The organism is Paenarthrobacter sp. TE3676, assembly GCF_056279165.1.
Window position 1 is genome coordinate 203,477 of sequence record NZ_JBWBQU010000004.1, and the last position, 18,433, is coordinate 221,909.

The 18,433-nt window shown below is 60.9% G+C and carries 15 protein-coding genes; 6 read left to right on the plus strand and 9 right to left on the minus strand.

What is annotated here, in order from left to right; all coding sequences use genetic code 11:
• Positions 1-138: 138 nt before the first annotated feature.
• The 8 genes from ACZ881_RS11545 to ACZ881_RS11580 form a co-directional block, all read right to left on the minus strand.
• Positions 139-1,152 carry a sugar phosphate isomerase/epimerase family protein gene (locus tag ACZ881_RS11545; protein ID WP_476115425.1) on the minus strand — a complete coding sequence of 338 codons (1,014 nt, stop codon included), beginning with the start codon at positions 1,150-1,152 and terminating at the stop codon, positions 139-141.
• 26 nt (positions 1,153-1,178) lie between these two features.
• On the minus strand, positions 1,179-2,675 hold the full coding sequence (locus ACZ881_RS11550; RefSeq protein ID WP_476115428.1) for a sugar ABC transporter ATP-binding protein: 1,497 nt from the start codon (positions 2,673-2,675) through the stop codon (positions 1,179-1,181).
• Positions 2,672-3,526, minus strand: a complete 855-nt coding sequence (locus tag ACZ881_RS11555) for a sugar phosphate isomerase/epimerase family protein (RefSeq protein ID WP_476115431.1) — start codon at positions 3,524-3,526, stop codon at positions 2,672-2,674. Before ACZ881_RS11555 ends, ACZ881_RS11550 begins: the two co-directional genes overlap by 4 nt.
• Positions 3,519-4,370, minus strand: a complete 852-nt coding sequence (locus ACZ881_RS11560) for a sugar phosphate isomerase/epimerase family protein (RefSeq protein WP_014921700.1) — start codon at positions 4,368-4,370, stop codon at positions 3,519-3,521. Before ACZ881_RS11560 ends, ACZ881_RS11555 begins: the two co-directional genes overlap by 8 nt.
• Before the next feature lie 77 nt (positions 4,371-4,447).
• On the minus strand, positions 4,448-5,437 hold the full coding sequence (locus ACZ881_RS11565; protein WP_476115434.1) for a sugar ABC transporter substrate-binding protein: 990 nt from the start codon (positions 5,435-5,437) through the stop codon (positions 4,448-4,450).
• A gap of 67 nt (positions 5,438-5,504) precedes the next feature.
• Positions 5,505-6,644, minus strand: a complete 1,140-nt coding sequence (locus ACZ881_RS11570; protein WP_476115436.1) for an ABC transporter permease — start codon at positions 6,642-6,644, stop codon at positions 5,505-5,507.
• A 44-nt stretch (positions 6,645-6,688) separates the two neighbouring features.
• Entirely contained in the window at positions 6,689-7,732 is a 1,044-nt protein-coding gene (locus ACZ881_RS11575; protein WP_476115438.1) for a Gfo/Idh/MocA family protein, read from the minus strand.
• The gene (locus tag ACZ881_RS11580; protein ID WP_476115440.1) at positions 7,729-8,865 is read right to left on the minus strand and encodes a Gfo/Idh/MocA family protein; all 1,137 of its coding nucleotides are present in this window, start codon (positions 8,863-8,865) and stop codon (positions 7,729-7,731) included. The genes ACZ881_RS11575 and ACZ881_RS11580 overlap by 4 nt, the downstream gene beginning before the upstream one ends.
• A 248-nt stretch (positions 8,866-9,113) precedes the next feature.
• Here ACZ881_RS11580 and ACZ881_RS11585 point away from each other — a divergent pair, with 248 nt between their 5' ends.
• The 6 genes from ACZ881_RS11585 (at position 9,114) to ACZ881_RS11610 (ending at position 15,993) form a co-directional block, all read left to right on the plus strand.
• Positions 9,114-10,382: an ROK family protein gene (locus tag ACZ881_RS11585; protein WP_476115444.1), complete on the plus strand. Its 1,269-nt coding sequence runs from the start codon at positions 9,114-9,116 to the stop codon at positions 10,380-10,382.
• The gene (locus ACZ881_RS11590) at positions 10,379-11,578 is read left to right on the plus strand and encodes an AraC family transcriptional regulator (protein ID WP_476115447.1); all 1,200 of its coding nucleotides are present in this window, start codon (positions 10,379-10,381) and stop codon (positions 11,576-11,578) included. Before ACZ881_RS11585 ends, ACZ881_RS11590 begins: the two co-directional genes overlap by 4 nt.
• A 616-nt stretch (positions 11,579-12,194) precedes the next feature.
• Entirely contained in the window at positions 12,195-13,343 is a 1,149-nt protein-coding gene (locus ACZ881_RS11595) for a glutathione-independent formaldehyde dehydrogenase (protein WP_476115449.1), read from the plus strand.
• Between the two features lie 54 nt (positions 13,344-13,397).
• Positions 13,398-14,546 (plus strand): zinc-dependent alcohol dehydrogenase, encoded by a 1,149-nt coding sequence (locus tag ACZ881_RS11600; protein WP_476115452.1) that lies wholly within the window; start codon positions 13,398-13,400, stop codon positions 14,544-14,546.
• An 11-nt stretch (positions 14,547-14,557) separates the two neighbouring features.
• Positions 14,558-15,145: a hypothetical protein gene (locus ACZ881_RS11605; RefSeq protein WP_476115454.1), complete on the plus strand. Its 588-nt coding sequence runs from the start codon at positions 14,558-14,560 to the stop codon at positions 15,143-15,145.
• A gap of 218 nt (positions 15,146-15,363) precedes the next feature.
• Positions 15,364-15,993 carry a DUF1345 domain-containing protein gene (locus ACZ881_RS11610; RefSeq protein ID WP_476115457.1) on the plus strand — a complete coding sequence of 210 codons (630 nt, stop codon included), beginning with the start codon at positions 15,364-15,366 and terminating at the stop codon, positions 15,991-15,993.
• Positions 15,994-16,779: 786 nt separating this feature from the next.
• Here the strand turns inward: ACZ881_RS11610 and ACZ881_RS11615 are convergent.
• A complete protein-coding gene (locus ACZ881_RS11615; protein WP_476115459.1) occupies positions 16,780-17,916 on the minus strand; it encodes an ABC transporter substrate-binding protein in 1,137 nt (378 codons plus the stop codon).
• Between the last annotated feature and the right edge of the window lie 517 nt (positions 17,917-18,433).

Sequence of the window (18,433 nt, forward strand, 5' to 3'; positions counted from 1 at the left end):
GTGGCGCTGTAGTCAACTGATTGGACCTCCGCCCTACAACTTTCGAGGAGCGGAGGCCCAAACCAGGGGCATCACCGAATTGGCCTAAATGTAAGACACCCCGGACCTTCGGGAGTCTTAGGCGTAATGGTCGTCGGTTTAGTCCTTGCTGTTGAACGCGGCGTCGAAGGAGGTTTGCGACGCCGGGAAGTCGAACTTCTTCAGCGCAGCGAGGGCTTCGGGGGCGCCGTGGAGGCGGTCCATGCCGGCGTCTTCCCACTCGACGCTGATGGGTCCGTTGTAGCCGATGGCGGTGAGGGCCCGGAAGGACGATTCCCACGGAACGTCGCCGCGTCCGGCGGAGACAAAGTCCCAGCCGCGGCGGGGGTCACCCCACGGCAGGTGCGAACCCATGACCGTGTTCCGGCCGGTGGGACGGAGCTTGGTGTCCTTGCAGTCCACGTGGTAAATCCGGTCCTTGAAGTCCCAGATGAAGGACACGGGATCGATGCCCTGCCACATGAAGTGGGAGGGGTCCCAGTTCAGGCCGAAAGCGGGCCGGTGACCGATCGCTTCGAGGGTCCGGACGGTGGTCCAGTAGTCGTAGGCGATTTCGGAGGGGTGGACTTCGTGGGCGAAGCGGACCCCGCATTCATCGAAGACGTCCAGAATGGGGTTCCAGCGGTCAGCGAAGTCCTGATAGCCGGCATCGATGACCTTCTCCGGGACAGGCGGAAACATGGCCACGTACTGCCAGATGGAGGAGCCGGTGAACCCGACCACGGTATCCACGCCGAGCGCTTTGGCGAGGCGGGCGGTGTGCTTCATTTCCTCGGCTGCGCGCTGGCGTACGCCTTCAGGCTCCCCATCACCCCAGACGCGCGAGCCCACAATGGCTTCGTGGCGGAAGTCGATGGGGTCGTCGCACACGGCCTGGCCTTTGAGGTGGTTGGAGATGGCCCAGACCTTCAGGTTGTACTTCTCCAGGACAGCGAGCTTGGATTCGACGTAGCCGGGTTCGTCCCAGCGCCAGGCGTCCAGGTGGTCCCCGGAGACGGCGATCTCCAAGCCGTCATAGCCCCAGCCCGAGGCAAGGCGCGCAACTTCCTCGAACGAGAGGTCGGCCCACTGGCCGGTGAACAAGGTGAACGGCCGGGTCTGTTGATCGGGCATGATTCTTTCCGTTCTGGTCGGATCGCTTACGCCGCGGCATAAGCGATGACGTTTTCTTTGGTTGCTTGTGCTTTATCCAGTTCGGCCACTACCCGGCCGGACCGCATGACCATCACTCTGTCGGACAGCTCCAGCAGCTCGGGGAGTTCGCTGGAGATCACGAGTACGGCTACGCCTCTGCGGGCCAGCTGCTCGATCAGACGATGGATCTCGGCCTTCGCGCCGATGTCAATGCCCTTTGTTGGCTCGTCCAGAATGAGGACCTTGGGATTGCTCGCCAGGCAGCGTGCAATGATGACCTTTTGCTGGTTGCCGCCGGACAGGGACTGTATCGGCGTCTCCGCAGACGGAGTCCTGACATCAAGTTCCTTGATATAGTCGCCCACCATCTTCTTCTCTTGGCCCCTCTGCAGCACGCCCCACTTGCTGATCTGTTTCAGGAAAGTCAGGGTGGTGTTTTCGCGGATGGACAGCATCGGGATGATGGCCTGCAGCTTTCGCTCCTCCGGGACGAGGGCTATGCCGGCGGCGATGCCGTCAGACGCACCATGGAGGCGTAGGCTCCGGCCGTTGATCTCCACGGTTCCTGCGTCTGTTTTGTCTGCCCCGTAGATGCACCGGGCAACCTCGGTCCGACCAGCACCGACGAGGCCTGCCAGTCCAACGATCTCCCCTGCGTGCAGTCGAACATTCACGTCCTCAAACGCTCCGGCACGGCCTAGACCCCGTGCCTCCAGAACCAGTTCACCGCGTTCGCGGGGAATATGCTCGTAAAGGTCCACGTCCCGGCCCACCATCAGCTGCACGACAGAACGGGCATCGAGCTCACCCGCGGGGACGGATGAGGCCACGGTCTTGCCTTCGCGGATGACGGTTATCCGGTCGGCCAGGGTGAAGACTTCCTCCAGTTTGTGCGAAACGTACATGATCGCCAAGCCCTTGCCCCGTAGCTCGTTGACGAGCTTGTACAGCTTCTCAACGTCCTGCTCGGTCAGGGCGGTGGTTGGCTCATCCATGATGATCACTCTTGCGTCCTGGGCTATGGCGCGCGCGATTTCCACCATCTGACCGTCAACCGTTGAGAGCGCCATCGCGGGTGTATCAAGGTTGAGGTGGGGTGCAACTTGGTCGAGAGCCTTCCTTGCCCGCTTGCGGATCTCGCGGCGGGAGAGGATGCCGTTGTGTCCGCCCCAGTTTCCCAGCAGTACATTTTCGGCCACGGACAGGTCCGGGACCAGGTTGTGCTCCTGGTAGATGGTCGCAATCCCGGCAGCTTTGGAGGCCGCTGTACTGGAGGGCATGAGTTCGCCGTCCACGTACACGCCCCCTTCGTCGGGAGTGTAAAACCCGCTGAGCGTCTTAATCAGCGTCGATTTACCGGCCCCGTTCTCACCACAGACGCAGTGCACCTCCCCGGCATGAAGTTCGAAGTTCATGCCGGAGAGGGCGACGACGCCCGGAAACAGTTTTACGAGATTACGCGCTTCAACGATTGCTGGAGCACGTCCGGGCGTCTTAGTCACGGCAGTTCCCTCCTCAGGAAGGTGAGCCCATCTCTGGCCAGTGCGTCCATTGACGGCGCCACGGGCCGCCAGAGCGAAACCGCCTTGACGATTTCCGCCACCGTGGGGAGGAACGATTCGACCACAATGGAACCTTGGTACTCGATCGTTTTCAGCGCGTCAAAAGTCTCGGACCAAGGGACGTGACCGCTGCCGGGCGTTCCGCGATCGTTTTCTGACACTTGGAAGTGGAAGACCTTGTCACCGGCAGAAGTGATGGCCGCAGCGATGTTCTTCTCTTCGATGTTCATGTGGAACGTGTCCAGCATCAGGCCTACGTTGTCCCGGCCGATCAATTCGCAGAGTTCCAGTCCCTGCTCGACGGTGTTGACCAGATCCGTTTCGAAGCGATTGAGCGGTTCAATGGCCAGGGTGACGCCTCGTTCAGAGGCGTAGTCGGCCACTTCACGCAGACTGTCGGCCGCCCACTGACGCTGCTGCCAGCGTTCCTCGGGGGGAAGGAGCCGTGCCTTGCCGGTGGCAGAGTACATCGGGCCGGCCACGTGGGGGGATCCGACGGCTTGGGCGATGTCAACGCAGAGTTTCAGGTAGTCAATGCCTTGCCGCCGCATCTGCGGGTCTTCGTGTGAGACGTCGCGATCGGGTCCGAATGCACCGCAGATGGACACGGGCAGTCCGGTCCGCTCCGAGGCCTTTTTCAGTGCTTCCGCACTGACTACGGCAGGGTCTTCAATGCAGACCTCGATCAGGTCGTAGCCCATCTCCTTGGCGACGTCGAACTGATCAACGTCCTGGTCGGTAAACGGGGAGACCAGGATGAAGGTGCTGACTCCGAATTGGTATTTACTCATTGGGCCACAGCTCCTGTTCCAGCTTCTTCATTTCGTTGATGGCCTTTTCGGTGTAGGGGTCCAGGAACTCCAGGTGGCCGCCACGGGCCATCATGGCGAAGGGGTTTGACGCGGCGGGCAGAAGTTCGAAGGTCAGGTACCCGTCGAAGTTGATGTCCTTCAGCGTCTGCAGTGTCGGACGGAAGTCGATGTGTCCTACGCCGGGGGCTGCCCGGTTCGAGTCGGCCAGGTGGACGTGGTTGACCTTGCTGCCGGCGCGGGCGAAGGCTCCATGGATGGTGTCTTCTTCGATGTTCATGTGGAAGAGGTCTCCGTGCACGCCGGCGTTTTTCAGACCGGTGGCGTCCAGGAGTTCAACGGCACGGTCGAGCCGGTTCAGGAAATGCGTCTCGTAGCGGTTCCACGGTTCGAGGGTGATGTTGATGCCGACGCTGGCAGCGTATTCGCCGAGCGTGCGGACATTCTCTACAGCCCATTCCCATTCCTGTTCATCGCTGGCCAGGGCTTCGGTCTTGCCCACCGGGGATGGCCCGACAATGATGGTCGGAGCTCCGACGGCGGCGGCGAAGTCGGCTACCGACTTGCCGTAGTCCAAGGCCTTCTGCCGGTTGGCGGCGCTGGGGTTGATCAGGTCGCGTTCTTCTCCAAACCAGATGCTGCAGATGGAACTGACGTCGATGCCGGCGTCGCTGGTGAGTTTGTTGATCTCGTCGACATTGTGTGTTGCTGGTTCTCCGACCAGTTCGATGGCGTCGTAGCCGTAACGGGCAACACGGTCGATGCCTTTAGCGATGTCTTCCTGGTAGTAGACGATGGCGTTGTAGGAATACTTGAAGCGGGACATGTTTCTCCTTGATGGAATTGGTGTTGCTGCCTGGCCAAGCGGCGGGGCCTGGCCAGGCAGCCGAGGGGTTAGCTGGGCTAGTCCTTGAAGATGTTGCCCCAGAGGGTGGGGTCATCGACGTTCTCTTTGGTGATGAGCTTGGTGTCAGTCAGCTGCATCTTGGGCACCTGCTTGCCGTCAAGCAGGTCGACCTGGGCCTGAAGGGCCAGTGCGCCCATCTCGAAGGGGTTCTGATCCATCGTGGCGTCCTGGACACCATTGCGGATCCGGTCCAGAGCAAGGGGTGTGCCGTCTACTCCGACGAGCGGGATGTGGTTTGCGGCGCCGACCGGAGCGTCCTTGTTGATCTGCGAGAGGCCGGAGACGATTCCCCGCACCATTTCGTCGTTGTGGCTGAAAAGGCCATTGATGCTGGAGTCCGCGGTGAAGTTATCGACGGTCAGGGACAGAGCGTTGTCTGCAGTCCACTGTGCGTCACGGCCGATGACCTTGATGCCCGGGAACTGCTCGATGCCATCGTTGAACCCCTTGCCGCGCAGAATCGCGTGGTAAGCACCCTTGGCTCCTTGGTATTCAAGGACGGTTCCCTTGTCTCCCATCAGCTTGGCCAAGGCTTCAGCGCCGAGCTTGCCAGCCTTTTCGTTGTCGAAAGCGACGGCAGCGTCGGCGATGTCACCCGGGATAACCGAGTCCACGGTGGTGACGGTCTTTCCGGCATCGTGGATCATCTGGACTCCAGGAACCAGTTCAGCGGAGTTATTCGGGCTGAGGACAATGCCGTCCACACCCTGGGCGAGTTGGTCCTGGATCTGGCTGATCTGAGTGCTGGAATCGCCCTTGGCATCAAGGACTGTGACCTCCACACCGAGTTCCTTCGCCTTATCCTTGACACCCTGCCCGAGGGCAACCATGAATTCAAAACTTTGGCTGTAGAGCAGGACGGCAATCTTCTTCGTCTTCGTCCCGTCGTTCGCGTCCTGGGCGGCGCTGGGTGCTCCGCAGCCGGTGAGGGCTATGGCTGCGGCGGAGACTGCCGCGAGGACCGCCAGTTTGGGTGAGGTCTTCATTGACTTACTCTTTCTGTTGGGTGCTAAGACATGCCGGCTCTCCGCCGGGCTGAATGCGGGTGAGGTGTTAGGCCGAAGTTCCGGTGGTGTGCGCTGTGGCGGGCCCGGTAACCGGGCTGCCCGCCGTCGTCGGGTCTATGGCCGGCGGCGGTCCGATCCTGCGTTTCCTTGACAGGTTCTTTTGGACGTACTTGTAGCGGTACACGTCCAGGGCGGCCGCAGCGAAGATGACGACGCCCTGGACAATGCGGTCGTAGGACGAAGGGATTCCGAGCAGGTTCACCGCATTGGAGACCATGGCGATCAACAGCACGCCGAGCAGCGTGCCCTTGATGTTTCCCTGGCCGCCGAAGAGGCTTGTTCCGCCGATAACCACGGCGGCAATGACGGTGAGTTCAATGCCGTCGCCGGCACGCGGGCTTCCGGAGGCCAGACGGCCGGTGAGCAGGAGTCCCGCCATTCCCGCAGAGAGGCCGGCGATGATGTATGCGTTCATCGTGACACGATCGACGCGGATGCCTGCAAGCAGGGCTGCTTCTTTGTTGCCGCCGACGGCGTAAATGGACCGTCCGTAGGTAGTACGGGTCAGGGCCAAGTGGGCGAGGAAAGCCAGCACCAGAACGGCCGGTATGAGCAAGGGAATTCCTGCGATTTTCGCGCTGACCATATCGGTGAGCACCTTCGGCACAGGCGTGATGTTGCCACCGTCGGAGTAGGCGAAGGCGATTCCGGACCCGGCGGAGAGTGTTGCCAGGGTCGCGATCAGCGGGGATATACCCAGCTTCGTGACCATCAGCCCGTTGACGGCTCCGACTCCAGCTCCAACCACGAGGCCGGTCAGGAGTCCGATTGCCGGCGGCATATCCATGTTGACTATCACACCCATGGACAGCACGGACGACAGGGCAGCTGTAGATCCCACCGAGACGTCAATGCCGCCGGTAAGGATCACGAAGGTCATACCGATGGCGAACACACCGAGGATGGTGCACTGGTAGAGCAGGTTTACCAGATTGACTGTGGTCAGGAATACCGGGCTCAGGAACGTCAGCAGTACACCGAAGAGCAAGACGACGACCAAGAGGCCCTGAGCACCGATGAAGTCGCCGACGCCGGAGAGCCGCGAACGGGACTCGTCGTGGGATTTTCCGGGGCCAGCCCTCCCGGAAACCGGACCGGCGGAGCCGGTGGCTGTTTGTGGCTGCATGTTTGTATCTCCAGTCAATTCGACACTTCCTCGGGTCGGAAGTGCTAGTGGCTGCCGAAGAGTTCGGCGTTGGTCTTCAAGGTGATGGGCGCGCCATCTTGGCGGGCGGAGTCGGCGGTGGCCATGACGAGTTGCAAGCTCTGAATGTTGTCCGTGACATCCGTCTCAGCCTTGGTTCCGGTTTCGATGGCGTCGCGGAACGCTTCGAGGGTCCCCAGGCGTTCCTCCACCGGCAACGGATCCAGATCGACATGCATGACGCCGGAGCGTTCCACCGCTCCGGCAAGGAAGACGGTGTCAAACAGTGAGGCGAAGTTGATGGTGACCTCGTTGTTCTTCCAGGTGATGGCGCCCTTGCTGCCTTGGATTTCCCAGTCTCCGTCCCAGCTGGTCTGCGGCCCGTAGGAACTCCACGATCCGGTGTAGACGACGCGGGCGCCGTTGTTGCAATCGAACTGCACCACGGCGGAGGCGTTGCCCTTGAATCTGGAGGTGCCAGTGTTCCAAGAGCGCGCACGCACGGCGGTGGGTTCGACACCCACGATGCCGCGGAGCTGGTCAAGGTGATGGATCATGGCATCCACGATCAGTGGCTCATCCATTTCGAGCCGGAACCCTTCGAACGGCGGGTTCTTCTTGTAGTCGACGAAGACGTGCTCAAGGTCGCCGATGACTCCGTCGCGAATGAGGCGCTGAACAGTGCGGGCGGCCCGCTTGAAACGGTAATTCTGCGACACCATGGCCTGTTTGCCGGACTTTTCTGCCGTTGTAATGATGCGGATGCCGTCTTCAAGGCTGTGTGCGAGGGGCTTCTCAATGAGTGTGTGGACGCCTGCTTCCAGTACCGGGATGGCCACGGCTGCGTGGTACTCGGGTGGAACGATGACCAAGGCGGCGTCGAACGTATCTTTGTGCTCCAGCGCGTCCTCGATGGTGGCGTACGCGGGGATTCCGTACTGTTCACCAGCGGCCCGTGCGGCGTCGGAGTTGACGTCGACAACACCGGCCAGCTCCCAGCTTTTGCTGTGGTGAATCACGTTCAGCCATGAGGCGCCCCAGGCGCCGAGGCCTACTTGAATGATCTTCATTGCTTCACTCCTTCTAGTTCTTTGGTGTTCGGGACGTCGACCCACTCGCCGCCCTTGCTGGATTTGATGATGCTTTCGGTGAGGACGGCCGACCTGAGGCCGTCCTGGAACGTGGGCAGGCCTTCGCGCATGTCCCCGTTGATGGCGGCATAGGTATCAGCCACGAACGCAGTGAACGCGTCCTGATAACCCTGCGGATGACCTGCTGGAAGAACACTGAGCCGGGCCGCATCAGGACTAAGCGCCTGCGGGTCGCGGACGAGCAACTGCGACCCTGTCCGCTTACCCAGCCACAACGCCTCCGGGGCTTCCTGGTCGAACTGCAGAGTGCTCTCCGAACCCGCGATCTCGATCATCAGGCGGTTCTTTCGTCCAGGGGCAACTTGGCTGATCAGGAGATTTCCCACGGTGCCGGATTCAGTGGCGAAAACAGCGGCAACGAGGTCCTCGGTCTGGATGTCCCTATTGTTTGACCGGCCCGAGAAAAGAGTCCGGCTCAGGGCGCTTACTTTGGCTATCTCTTCCCCGCTCACGAATTCGACAAGATCGCACAAGTGGGAGCCGATATCGGCGAACGCCCGGGAGGGCCCACCCAGAGCGGCGTCCACCCGCCAGTTGTCGTCGTCCCGGAAGAGCAGCCAATCCTGAAGGTAGGAGCCCTGGATGGTGGAGATCCGTCCCGTTTGGCCCGATGCAATGCGTTCCCGTGCTTCCCGGATCATCGGATGGAAGCGATACACGAAGGGAACGGTCGCAACGGTCCCGGCCTGGGTGGCGAGCTCCACAAGTTCGGTTGCGTCCTGGACGTTGGTGGCGAGTGGCTTCTCGCAGACCACGTGTTTGCCCGCTTTCAGCGCGGCCTCGGCCAATGCGTAATGGGTACTGTTCGGCGTACAGACGTGGACGACGTCGATCGCCTCGTCCTCGAGGAGGTCTTGGACGGAGTCGTAGGCTTGCTGCACACCCAGGCGGTCTTTGGCGCGGTCGGCGCTGGCACGGCTCGAAGACGCAATGCCGGCGATATCCGCCCCTGCAGCGCGGGCGGCCCGGCTGTGCACCTCGGCCATGAACCCGGCGCCGACGAACCCGGCCCGTAGCCGGGAGGGGGCTGTCGTGGTTCTGTCGTTTTCCATGTCGAAACAGTGACACGCAGCACCTGACTTTGGTCAGGGGCCCAGCAGAAGTCTGCACCTTTTGACGCTGATGATGGTCGAATGCACGCCCAAGTTGCACTTTTTGATGCTAAGCACTTCGCCGGGTGGACGGGAACGAGTGAGCAGATCGACACTGAGTGGAGATGAGGACCCTCAGGGTCCGGCGAGCCCGAGGCGTCAAGAATTCAGGCTCTCGAACAATTTTTTAAAGCCCCGATTGGAGTGTCATGGACAACGGCGGACCCGGCGAACTACTGCAAATCCTGCGAGACGGACAACCACGAACCAGAGCAGACCTGGCTGGAACAACAGGGTTGGGCCGAGCTGCCGTTAGTTCCCGCCTTGAGCCGCTCCTGAAGCTGGAACTGGTAGCTCCCGTATCAGGGGCACCCTCTACTGGAGGCCGCCCCTCGGCCCGGCTGGCTTTCAACCCAGGCGCAAAGTTGGTGGCGGCCGCAGACGTCGGCGCGACACATGCCACCGTGGCGCTCACGGATCTGTCGGGAACGGTACTCGTGGAAACCACTGAGCGGCTGGAGATTTCATGCGGACCCGAAGCGGTCCTGGACTGGCTTTTGACGATGGTGAAGGGACACTTGCAGGTGTTGGCACGCCCGACTGCGGATGTCATCGCCGTCGGCATCGGACTACCTGGCCCGGTTGAGCATTCCACCGGAAAGCCGACGAGCCCGCCGATCATGCCAGGGTGGGACGGATTCGATGTTCCCGCTTACATTCAGCAAACCTTAGGCGTACCCGTGCTCGTCGATAACGATGTCAACCTCATGGCACTTGGTGAGAGGGCGGCCCGCTGGCCAAACGAGGAGAACATGATCTTCCTCAAAGTCGCCACTGGCATAGGATCGGGAGTGGTTAGCGGAGGCGAACTGCAGCGGGGCGCGGCAGGTGTCGCTGGAGACGTCGGCCATATTGCTGTTTCCCGGGGGTCAGGAATTCTCTGTCGCTGTGGCAAGAGTGCCTGTCTGGAAGCCATAGCGGGCGCGCCTGCCATCGCCGCTCAGCTCCGCGAGAGCGGGCTCGAGGCAATCACTGGAAGCGACGTCGTTTCGCTCGTTCGTTCCGGGAATCTGGCTGCCATCCAAGCGGTCCGCCAGGCGGGCCGCGACATCGGAGAAATGCTCAACATGTGCGTCAGCTTCATCAACCCCTCCCTGATTGTTGTGGGCGGATCGCTTGCCGAATCCGGAGAACACCTCATGGCAGGGATACGCGAAACGGTCTACGCACGATCAACGCCCTTGGCGACCCAGCACCTGAACATCACCCAATCCGAAACCGGGCCGAAAACCGGAGTGGTTGGGGCCAGCATCTTGGCCGTCGAGTATGTCCTCTCCCCCCACCGAGTAAATCAACTGGCAGCCAGGCTGCTTTCCGGTGGAAAAGAAGACATCAACCGGCAGGAAGAGCCCGCTCCCCCCACACCCCAGCCGCTCCTTGAGGTAACGGCCAAACAGTTGCAAGACGCACCTATGTGAACAACATCAACACATTAAAGCGCCGGCCAAAGGTGCATCCAGGGGTAAAATTGCCCTACCAGCGGACCTCATTTTCGGCCGGACTGACGCGTCACCGCAACCTCTTGCTTAGGCGCCGTGGCAGCTCACACGACTGCCATGATGCTCGGCTGGTGAAGGAGGATGGCATGCCTCAATCTGGTGACGCGAACAGCGCCCGTGTGCGACGATACGCAGTGCCGGAGGGGCTCAATCCCGAACAAAGATTCGAGCATTGGCGGGTGTGGTACGGCAACGCCGTCGAAACACCGATGCGACTGGAAAAATCGGAAGGTGAGAGTCCTGCGTCCGTCAGTCCCTCAGCCATCAATCTTGCCGGACCGGGCTTCAGCCTCATAGAGATGCACAACACCCCCGCGCTGGGCTTCTGGGCGCCAAATCCCGACTCCACGGATCTGCGCCTGGCTTACTTCCGTAAGGCACAGGGCCTGACCCTCGATCTCAACGGCATACCCGAGCCGGTACCGACGGGCTCCGTCAGATTCATCGACACGTCGCTGGGCGGCAGTTTCGATGCGCCCGAAGGGTTTCACGCACAGCAGCTCAACATAGACCGCATCAGCCTCAACGTCAGCGAAGGCGGTCTGCGCTCCCTTCTTCGCATGCCTGACCTTGCAAGCCACCCAATTGTGGGGACCTTCGTGATCCCCGCATTGATGAGCTGGAAGAGGCCGGGAATCGACAGTGAGGCGTCAGGAACCGGCGAGATCCTCCGATCCGTCATGGCTACCTTGGTGGGTTCCCTGCTCGAATCGCCGGTCGACGATGAGGCACAGAAACCGGCACTAAGCCGGGCGGTAAAGAAATACCTTGAGAGCAGCTACGACAACCCAAATCTGGACGTGGCAATGATCGCCGGAAAGTTCAACCTCTCCCGTCGCTCCCTGTTCTACTTTTTTGAGACTGAAGAACTCCGTTTGGGTGAGCGAATTCGCGCCTTGAGAACGCGGAAAGCACTGGAGCTCCTGCTTCAAGCCGATGCCCAAAGAATCACCTACTCAGAAATTGCCGCACGGTGCGGATTCACCAACGTTCAAAGCATGCGCCGGGCAATCAAAGAGTTTACGGGGATGAATATCAGGGAGATCCATAAATCCGAGCCCGTCGTTCATATGGCACTGCAACAACTGCGGCAGAGGCTCAGCCCTGGAGCCTGATCGGACAGAGGCCCGGGCTTAGTAGCGTCCTATCTCTTTCGCGGTCGCAGGTTGGTGGCGTCGGCGGAGTCTAGTTGGCCGCGGTGCCCGACGCTGGAATGCTTGACCTCGCGCACGAAAGACGCTCCCCTATCTGCACAGTCGGCTCATCAGCATCGGTGGAACGATCAGCGCTCAAACCGACCCCGCAGGCGCTAGGCAAGGGCCCTGGCCCGAGCCCACACGATAGTGGGACCTCCTGCCTTGGAGTCCTTCAGCCCAACTTGCCCCAAGTCCTTGGCGCGGCCTCGCCCGATTAAAGTATCTTGGGCGATGCCTCGACACTGTTAATAAGTGTGCTTAGTATTAAGGCTCATTCATTGTCTCGTTTTCGGGCGGACGGGTAGGTACAAAGTCCCGGACTGCCCGACGTCTGAGAGCCTCGGGCCTTCCGCCCCTATGGGCGGCCCCAAAGCCTCAACCTGCATCCCCATTTCCTGGCTGAATCAACACCCGTTTCTGGGTAACGGCTGCGCCATCATTCCGTCAGGGCCCCGCAGCATTTCTGTGCGTGCGCCCCCGGAAAGCTACATCGACTTAGTCGGATCGGCTTGGGCAACAAGAAAAGAGCGGAAAAATGAAGGCAGTAGTCTACAAAGGACCGAACGATGTGAGCATCGAGGACGTACCTGATGCCAGGATTGAGCACCCCGCCGACGTGTTGGTGCGAATAACGTCGTCGAATATTTGCGGCTCCGACCTGCACATGTACGAGGGCCGCACCAGCTTCGAAACCGGACGCACCTTTGGGCACGAGAACCTCGGTGAAGTGATCGAAACAGGCTCAGCGGTGAACAAGGTGAAGGTTGGCGAACGAGTCGTACTGCCGTTCAACATCGCTTGCGGGTTCTGTAAGAACTGTGATCGGGGCTACACCAACTACTGCCTGACAATGCAGCCCGAACCCACGCTCGCCGGTGCTGCATACGGGTTCGCGGACATGGGGCCGTACCAAGGCGGACAGGCAGAGTACCTGCGCGTACCGTACGGAGACTTCAACTGCCTGCGCCTGGGCGAGGACGCCGAGGAGAAAGAGCTCGACTATGTCATGGTCGCGGACATCTTCCCCACAGGATGGCACGCAACCGAGATGGCCGGCGTCTACCCCGGGGACTCCGTAGTCATCTACGGCGCGGGGCCAGTAGGACTCATGGCAGCCTACTCAGCCATCATCAAGGGCGCCGGAAAAGTCATGGTGGTGGACCGGCATAATGACCGTTTGAAGCTTGCGGAACAGATCGGTGCCATCCCCGTGGACGATTCCAAAGTGGACCCAGTGGAGTTCGTCAAAGACCAAACCATGGGGTTCGGCGCTGACCGTGGATGCGAATGCGTCGGGTACCAGGCCCACGACCCGAGCGGAAACGAACAGCCCAACCTGACCTTGAACCGCCTGGTGGACTCCGTCAGGTTCGTAGGCGGCCTGGGCGTAGTAGGCGTGTTCCTGCCACAGGATCCTGGAGCCCCGGACGAACTCGCCAAGCAGGGTCAGGTGGCCTTCGACTACGGCAACTACTGGTTCAAAGGACAAACGATGGGCTCCGGTCAGTGCCCGGTCAAGAAATACAACCGGGCCCTTCGCGACCTCATTGCCGGCGGGAAGGCCACTCCCTCCTTCCTGGTCAGCCACGAACTGCCCCTGGACAAGGCCTCGGAGGCCTACAGGAACTTCGATGACCGCGTGGACGGTTGGACCAAAGTCGTCCTCCACCCGGCCGGCGCCTAGGGCCCGACAGGCTAATTCGATGCCGGAACGAACTACTTCCCGAAAGGGGAACTGATGCGATCCATGGTGTATCGCGGGCCCTATAAGGTGCGCGTGGAAGAAAAAGACATACCGCAGATCGAACATCCCAATGATGCGATCGTGCAAGTGAAGTTGGGGGCCATCTGCGGCTCAGACCTGCACCTCTATCACGGCATGATGCCGGACACACGGGTCGGGATGACCTTCGGACATGAGTTTGTAGGCGTGGTGCACGAGGTGGGTTCCTCAGTGCAGAACCTGGTGGTCGGGGACCGCGTCATGGTTCCGTTCAACATCTACTGCGGGTCCTGCTACTTCTGCTCGCGCGGCCTGTACTCCAACTGCCACAACGTCAATCCCAATGCCACCGCTGTGGGCGGCATTTACGGTTACTCCCACACCTGCGGGGGTTACGACGGCGGCCAGGCTGAGTTTGTGCGGGTGCCATTTGCTGATGTGGGGCCCGCCAAGATTCCAGACTGGATGGACGAGGAGGACGCGGTCCTGCTCACCGATGCCCTGCCCACTGGCTACTTCGGCGCCCAGTTGGGCGACATCGCCGAAGGTGACACCGTTGTGGTGTTCGGTGCCGGCCCGGTGGGCCTGTTCGCGGCAAAGTCAGCATGGCTCATGGGAGCGGGGCGAGTGATCGTCATCGATCACCTGGAATACCGATTGGAAAAGGCCCGCTCGTTCGCCCAGGCCGAGACCTACAACTTTGTGGAGTACGACGACATTGTGGTGCACCTGAAGAAAGCCACGGACTATCTGGGCGCCGACGTCGTGATCGATGCGGTGGGAGCCGAAGCGGACGGCAACTTCCTCCAGCACGTGACCAGCAGCAAGCTAAAACTGCAAGGCGGATCGCCCATCGCCCTCAACTGGGCCATCGACTCCGTCCGCAAGGGCGGCACGGTGTCTGTTGTGGGCGCCTACGGACCGCTCTTCAGCGCCGTGAAGTTCGGTGACGCGATGAACAAAGGGCTGACGCTTCGGATGAATCAATGCCCGGTCAAGAGACAGTGGCCCCGGTTGTTCGAACACATCCAGAACGGGCACATTAAACCCAGAGACCTTGTCACCCACCGCATCCCTCTGGAGCACATCGCCGAGGGGTACCACATCTTCTCGGCGAAGCTTGATAACTGCATCAAGCCCCTCATCGTCTCCAACCCGGCCTGAAGGGGACCATCGTGAGCGAAATACCAACTCCTTACACCTCCGGCGCACCCACGCGGAAGGAAACCTCGGAGGCCCTGCGGGCACGGATCCCGGGATGGGGCGTGGACCTTGACCCGGCGGACAGGCCCTCCTACCCACGCGAGAATCCCGGTATCGAGACCGGTGCACGCTGGGACTTTCCCGAACGGCAGCAGGAGAAGTGGCCCCGGGAGCGGTCCATTGAACACGCTTTCGTGACCCCCGTTTTTGGCACCTCGACCCCTCCCAAGGGTGTTTCAGGTGCGCTGCGGAAGTACGCGTACCGAAAATACAGCGAAGGACGTGCAGCCCACTGGCTGGTACTGATCGCCGCCGACAGAGTGGACGCGTGGGAAAGCCACCTGCGCTCCTTCGCAACTCTGAGACCGGACAACCCGGTGACCGAGTCCGGAGTGCTCAGCGAGTTCTCCCGCCATGGAGTGAAATCCCGTTTCGGGAGGAAGCGCGCCGACCTGAGCCATCAGTGGATCGATCCCATCCTTGTCGGTGCCCCGTGGGTACTGGCGGCCACAGGGCTCGCAGCAGCAATCAAGGCCTTGCGAAAACACCGCTCAGCCTGACACCTGTTCCGCCACGGCGGCGGGGCGGACCTTAACAACCCCAATGTGCGCCGCAATTCCTGCCGCGGTGACCTATGCACAGGGGGCACCGCGGCTGGAGCCCCTGAATTACAAGGAGTCCTTAGGTCGTGGAAATTCCGTGATGTTGAGATTCGCGCTGACCCAGCAGTGGATCGTCGGCCCGTCACGGTCAACCGAGTCTGGAGGGCGATTCTTCAATGTCGCACATTGATCGCAAGGCTTTAATATCAGCCATCATTGGTCTAGTTATCGCACTCGTTCCGGCGCTGCTCGGTGCTCCCGAACTCGCGCCACTCATCGGATGGTCCGTCGCCGGCTTCGTCTTCCTGATCTGGGCGTGGACAAAGGCGTGGCCCGCTGGTCCGGAGGCTACTGGTGAACTCGCCCGCCAGGAGGGTCGATCACGGCGGCTCGTTGACTCACTCATCATCGCTGCGACGTTCGTCAGTCTCGTGGCAGTCGTCTTTGCTTTGATCCGCAGCCAGCAAAAGGATTTCATCGGCGTGGCCGCGGCGATCCTGGCGGCTCTCGCCGTGTTACTCGCCTGGGCTCTTGTCAACACTGTTTACGCCTTCAAGTACGCCCGGATGTACTACCACGACGACCGCCATCGCTTCCGCTTCAACCAGGACGAGGACCCTTCGTACAGCGACTTCGCCTACTCAGCATTCTCAATCGGTATGTCATACAACGCGAGCAATGTGAACGAGTCATCTACCCCGTCCCGCAGGATCGCCCTGGGGCACGCGCTGCTCTCCTACTTCTTCGCCACCTTCGTCGTGGCAGTGGCGATCAACCTCGTCGTCAGTCTCGGGCAGTCCAGTTGACCGGGACACGGGCCGGGACCGGATCCGGAAAGTTCTTCAAAAGAATTAGCCGAAAGTCATGTCATCGGCACGTGCGGAGGACCATGAAGTTGTGAACGGCTAACAGGGGCCGTCGCGACCCCAAAGGAGGACCGGATGACCCCACATCCCAGCAAGCGGAGCGTCCAATCGCCAGGACGCTGAACCCGCTCCCCTCCCAAACTGAACAGGCCGCACCCGGCGGCCAGGCACCATCTTGGACTCCCAACCAGAGGGACTTGTCAGGAAATATCCACACATTAAAGCAAAACCCCTTCTGACGGGGGATATGCCGTGCCCGAGGCGGGACTCGAACAGGATGCCAAGCGTTGGAAACAATGGGACGTGGCGGAAACTTCCGGAATCCGGGGCAGTTCGACTGAAATTGGGGCCAGTTCGGGGTGGTAAGTGTGGACAGTGTCCACGCGCCCTTTTTACCCTGCAACAAGGCAAAGGCAAGACCTGCCGTCTGCCGCGGCGATTAGGTAGACGAACCTGTATCCGTCGTTCGACGTACTGGAGATCCAACGACGCAGACTTGGGCAAGAATCCCGATAACGGCGCATACGTCGGCGCCTAAGTCCCACCACCGCTAGCAGCCGCTCTAACAGGCGCTTCAGAACTGACAGCGCCGGGTACTTCGTTGACCCCGGTGTCCAACTGTCTCTCAGGTGGGGATGTCCTGCCGTGCATCATGGCATGCAAAAGGGGCCCGGGAATGTTATCCCGGGCACCTCGTTTTACAATCGCCAGCTTTTACTTGAGCACCTACTCCTGGCCGAGTCCTGCGGCCGAGGTTTTCTTGCCTTCAACCTCGTTCAAGGTGCGGAGGTCGAAGATGCCGTTGATGTCGGCCTGCTTGGTGGTGCCGGCCTTGACGCCGTCTTCGAGGAGCTTGTTGTACGTTCCGGCCAGCGGGTCGGTGGTGAACTTGATGTTCTGCAGCGCCCGTTCAATCACGTTCGCCGGAAGCGGCTTGCCCGCAGTGTCCTTGAGGACCGCGTTGATGGTGGTCGCCTTCTCGGCAGCGGAGGCCGAATTCAGCCAGTTCACGGATTCCACGTGGCCCTTCAGGAGCGCCTTCACGGTTTCGGGGTGTTCAGCGGCGAACTTCTTGTTCACGATCAGGATGGTGGTGGTGAAGTCACCGTTCTCCCACAGGTCCTTCTCATCAACCAGGACCTTCGCCCCGGCTTCGAGCACCAGGCGGGAGGCCCACGGCTCGGGCAACCACGCGCCGTCGAGCTTTCCGTCGGTGAAGAGCTTCAGCGACTGGGCGTTTTCGGTGGGGTTGATGTTTACGTCGCCGCTGCCATCGGTGTTGGTCTTGAAGCCCTGGTCGCCAAGCCAGGCGCGGAGGGCCACGTCCTGGGTTCCGCCGAGCTGCGGGGAGCTGAGGATCTTGCCTTTGAGGTCCGCGGCGGAGTTGATCTCCGGCTTGACCACCAGCTGGGCACCGCCGGAAGCGGCACCGGCGATGATGCTGATGGACTCGCCGTTGCTCTTGACGAAGGAGTTGATGGCCGGGTTCGGGCCGATGTACGTGGCATCGATGGCGCCGGCGTTCAGGGCTTCGATCGCGGCGGGGCCTGCGTTGAAGACCTGGGTGCTGAGCTTGGTGTCGCCCAGTTCCTTGGCGATCAGGCCCTTGCTGGTGCCTACCAGCGCGGGGCCGTGGGTCACGTTGCTAAAGTAACCGAGCTTCAGCTCAGCAGCCGAGGTGGTGGTGGGCGCCGGGGCGGCCTGGTTGTTCTGCGAAACAACGGAAGCGACTGCGGCGCCCGCACCGATGAGGAGCACCAGGCCGACGGCCAGGGCGATCTCTACTGTGCGGCGGCGCTTGGGCTTGGGCGCGGTCTCACCGGCAACGATGCGGGTGGACGAGTTGTCTTTGGGTGAAGACACGGACGTATTCCTTTGCGAGAGGGCTGGCCTGCAAAAGCTCCAGGCCGTGAACGGAGATGGTGTGAGGATGCCGGGAATGATCTGCCGGCACCCCGTGGACGCCGGAAAAACAAGACGTCCTTAAGGGATCCTCATGCGGCAGAGTTGGCTCTTCTTCAGAGCCGATGCAGGCTCGAGATTACGTAGATCCCTCCCCCGTAACAAAGAAGAACGTCTCCGGTGGTAATGCGGCGAAACCGGGGTTCTCGGGAGGTCGCGGAGGCGTAACAAAGAGACCACAATCGTCATCTTCGTCGCGCTGGAAGGCGAGGCAGAACCATCAAGAAGGAATAGTGTCGCTAAGTTGCGCACTCTTACTAAATAGTCCTGTTTACTACTCACGATTGAGAATTGTTGATCGGCGTTTCAGGAAAACTCGCGGGTAAATTCCGAATCCCGCTAGCTTTTGAGGACCCAGTCAATTGTGACCGGGATTTCCATCAAAAGCCTTTGGGTGCTTCGCGCAGGAATGCCTAGT

What these genes read in the sequence shown, in the direction of transcription:
- ACZ881_RS11545 (WP_476115425.1), bottom strand. Translation starts at nt 1,152, where the DNA reads ATGCCCGATCAACAGACCCGGCCGTTCACCTTGTTCACCGGCCAGTGG.
- ACZ881_RS11555 (WP_476115431.1), bottom strand. Translation starts at nt 3,526, where the DNA reads ATGAGTAAATACCAATTCGGAGTCAGCACCTTCATCCTGGTCTCCCCG.
- ACZ881_RS11560 (WP_014921700.1), bottom strand. Translation starts at nt 4,370, where the DNA reads ATGTCCCGCTTCAAGTATTCCTACAACGCCATCGTCTACTACCAGGAA.
- ACZ881_RS11565 (WP_476115434.1), bottom strand. Translation starts at nt 5,437, where the DNA reads ATGAAGACCTCACCCAAACTGGCGGTCCTCGCGGCAGTCTCCGCCGCA.
- ACZ881_RS11570 (WP_476115436.1), bottom strand. Translation starts at nt 6,644, where the DNA reads ATGCAGCCACAAACAGCCACCGGCTCCGCCGGTCCGGTTTCCGGGAGG.
- ACZ881_RS11575 (WP_476115438.1), bottom strand. Translation starts at nt 7,732, where the DNA reads ATGAAGATCATTCAAGTAGGCCTCGGCGCCTGGGGCGCCTCATGGCTG.
- ACZ881_RS11580 (WP_476115440.1), bottom strand. Translation starts at nt 8,865, where the DNA reads ATGGAAAACGACAGAACCACGACAGCCCCCTCCCGGCTACGGGCCGGG.
- ACZ881_RS11585 (WP_476115444.1), top strand. Translation starts at nt 9,114, where the DNA reads ATGGACAACGGCGGACCCGGCGAACTACTGCAAATCCTGCGAGACGGA.
- ACZ881_RS11595 (WP_476115449.1), top strand. Translation starts at nt 12,195, where the DNA reads ATGAAGGCAGTAGTCTACAAAGGACCGAACGATGTGAGCATCGAGGAC.
- ACZ881_RS11600 (WP_476115452.1), top strand. Translation starts at nt 13,398, where the DNA reads ATGCGATCCATGGTGTATCGCGGGCCCTATAAGGTGCGCGTGGAAGAA.
- ACZ881_RS11610 (WP_476115457.1), top strand. Translation starts at nt 15,364, where the DNA reads ATGTCGCACATTGATCGCAAGGCTTTAATATCAGCCATCATTGGTCTA.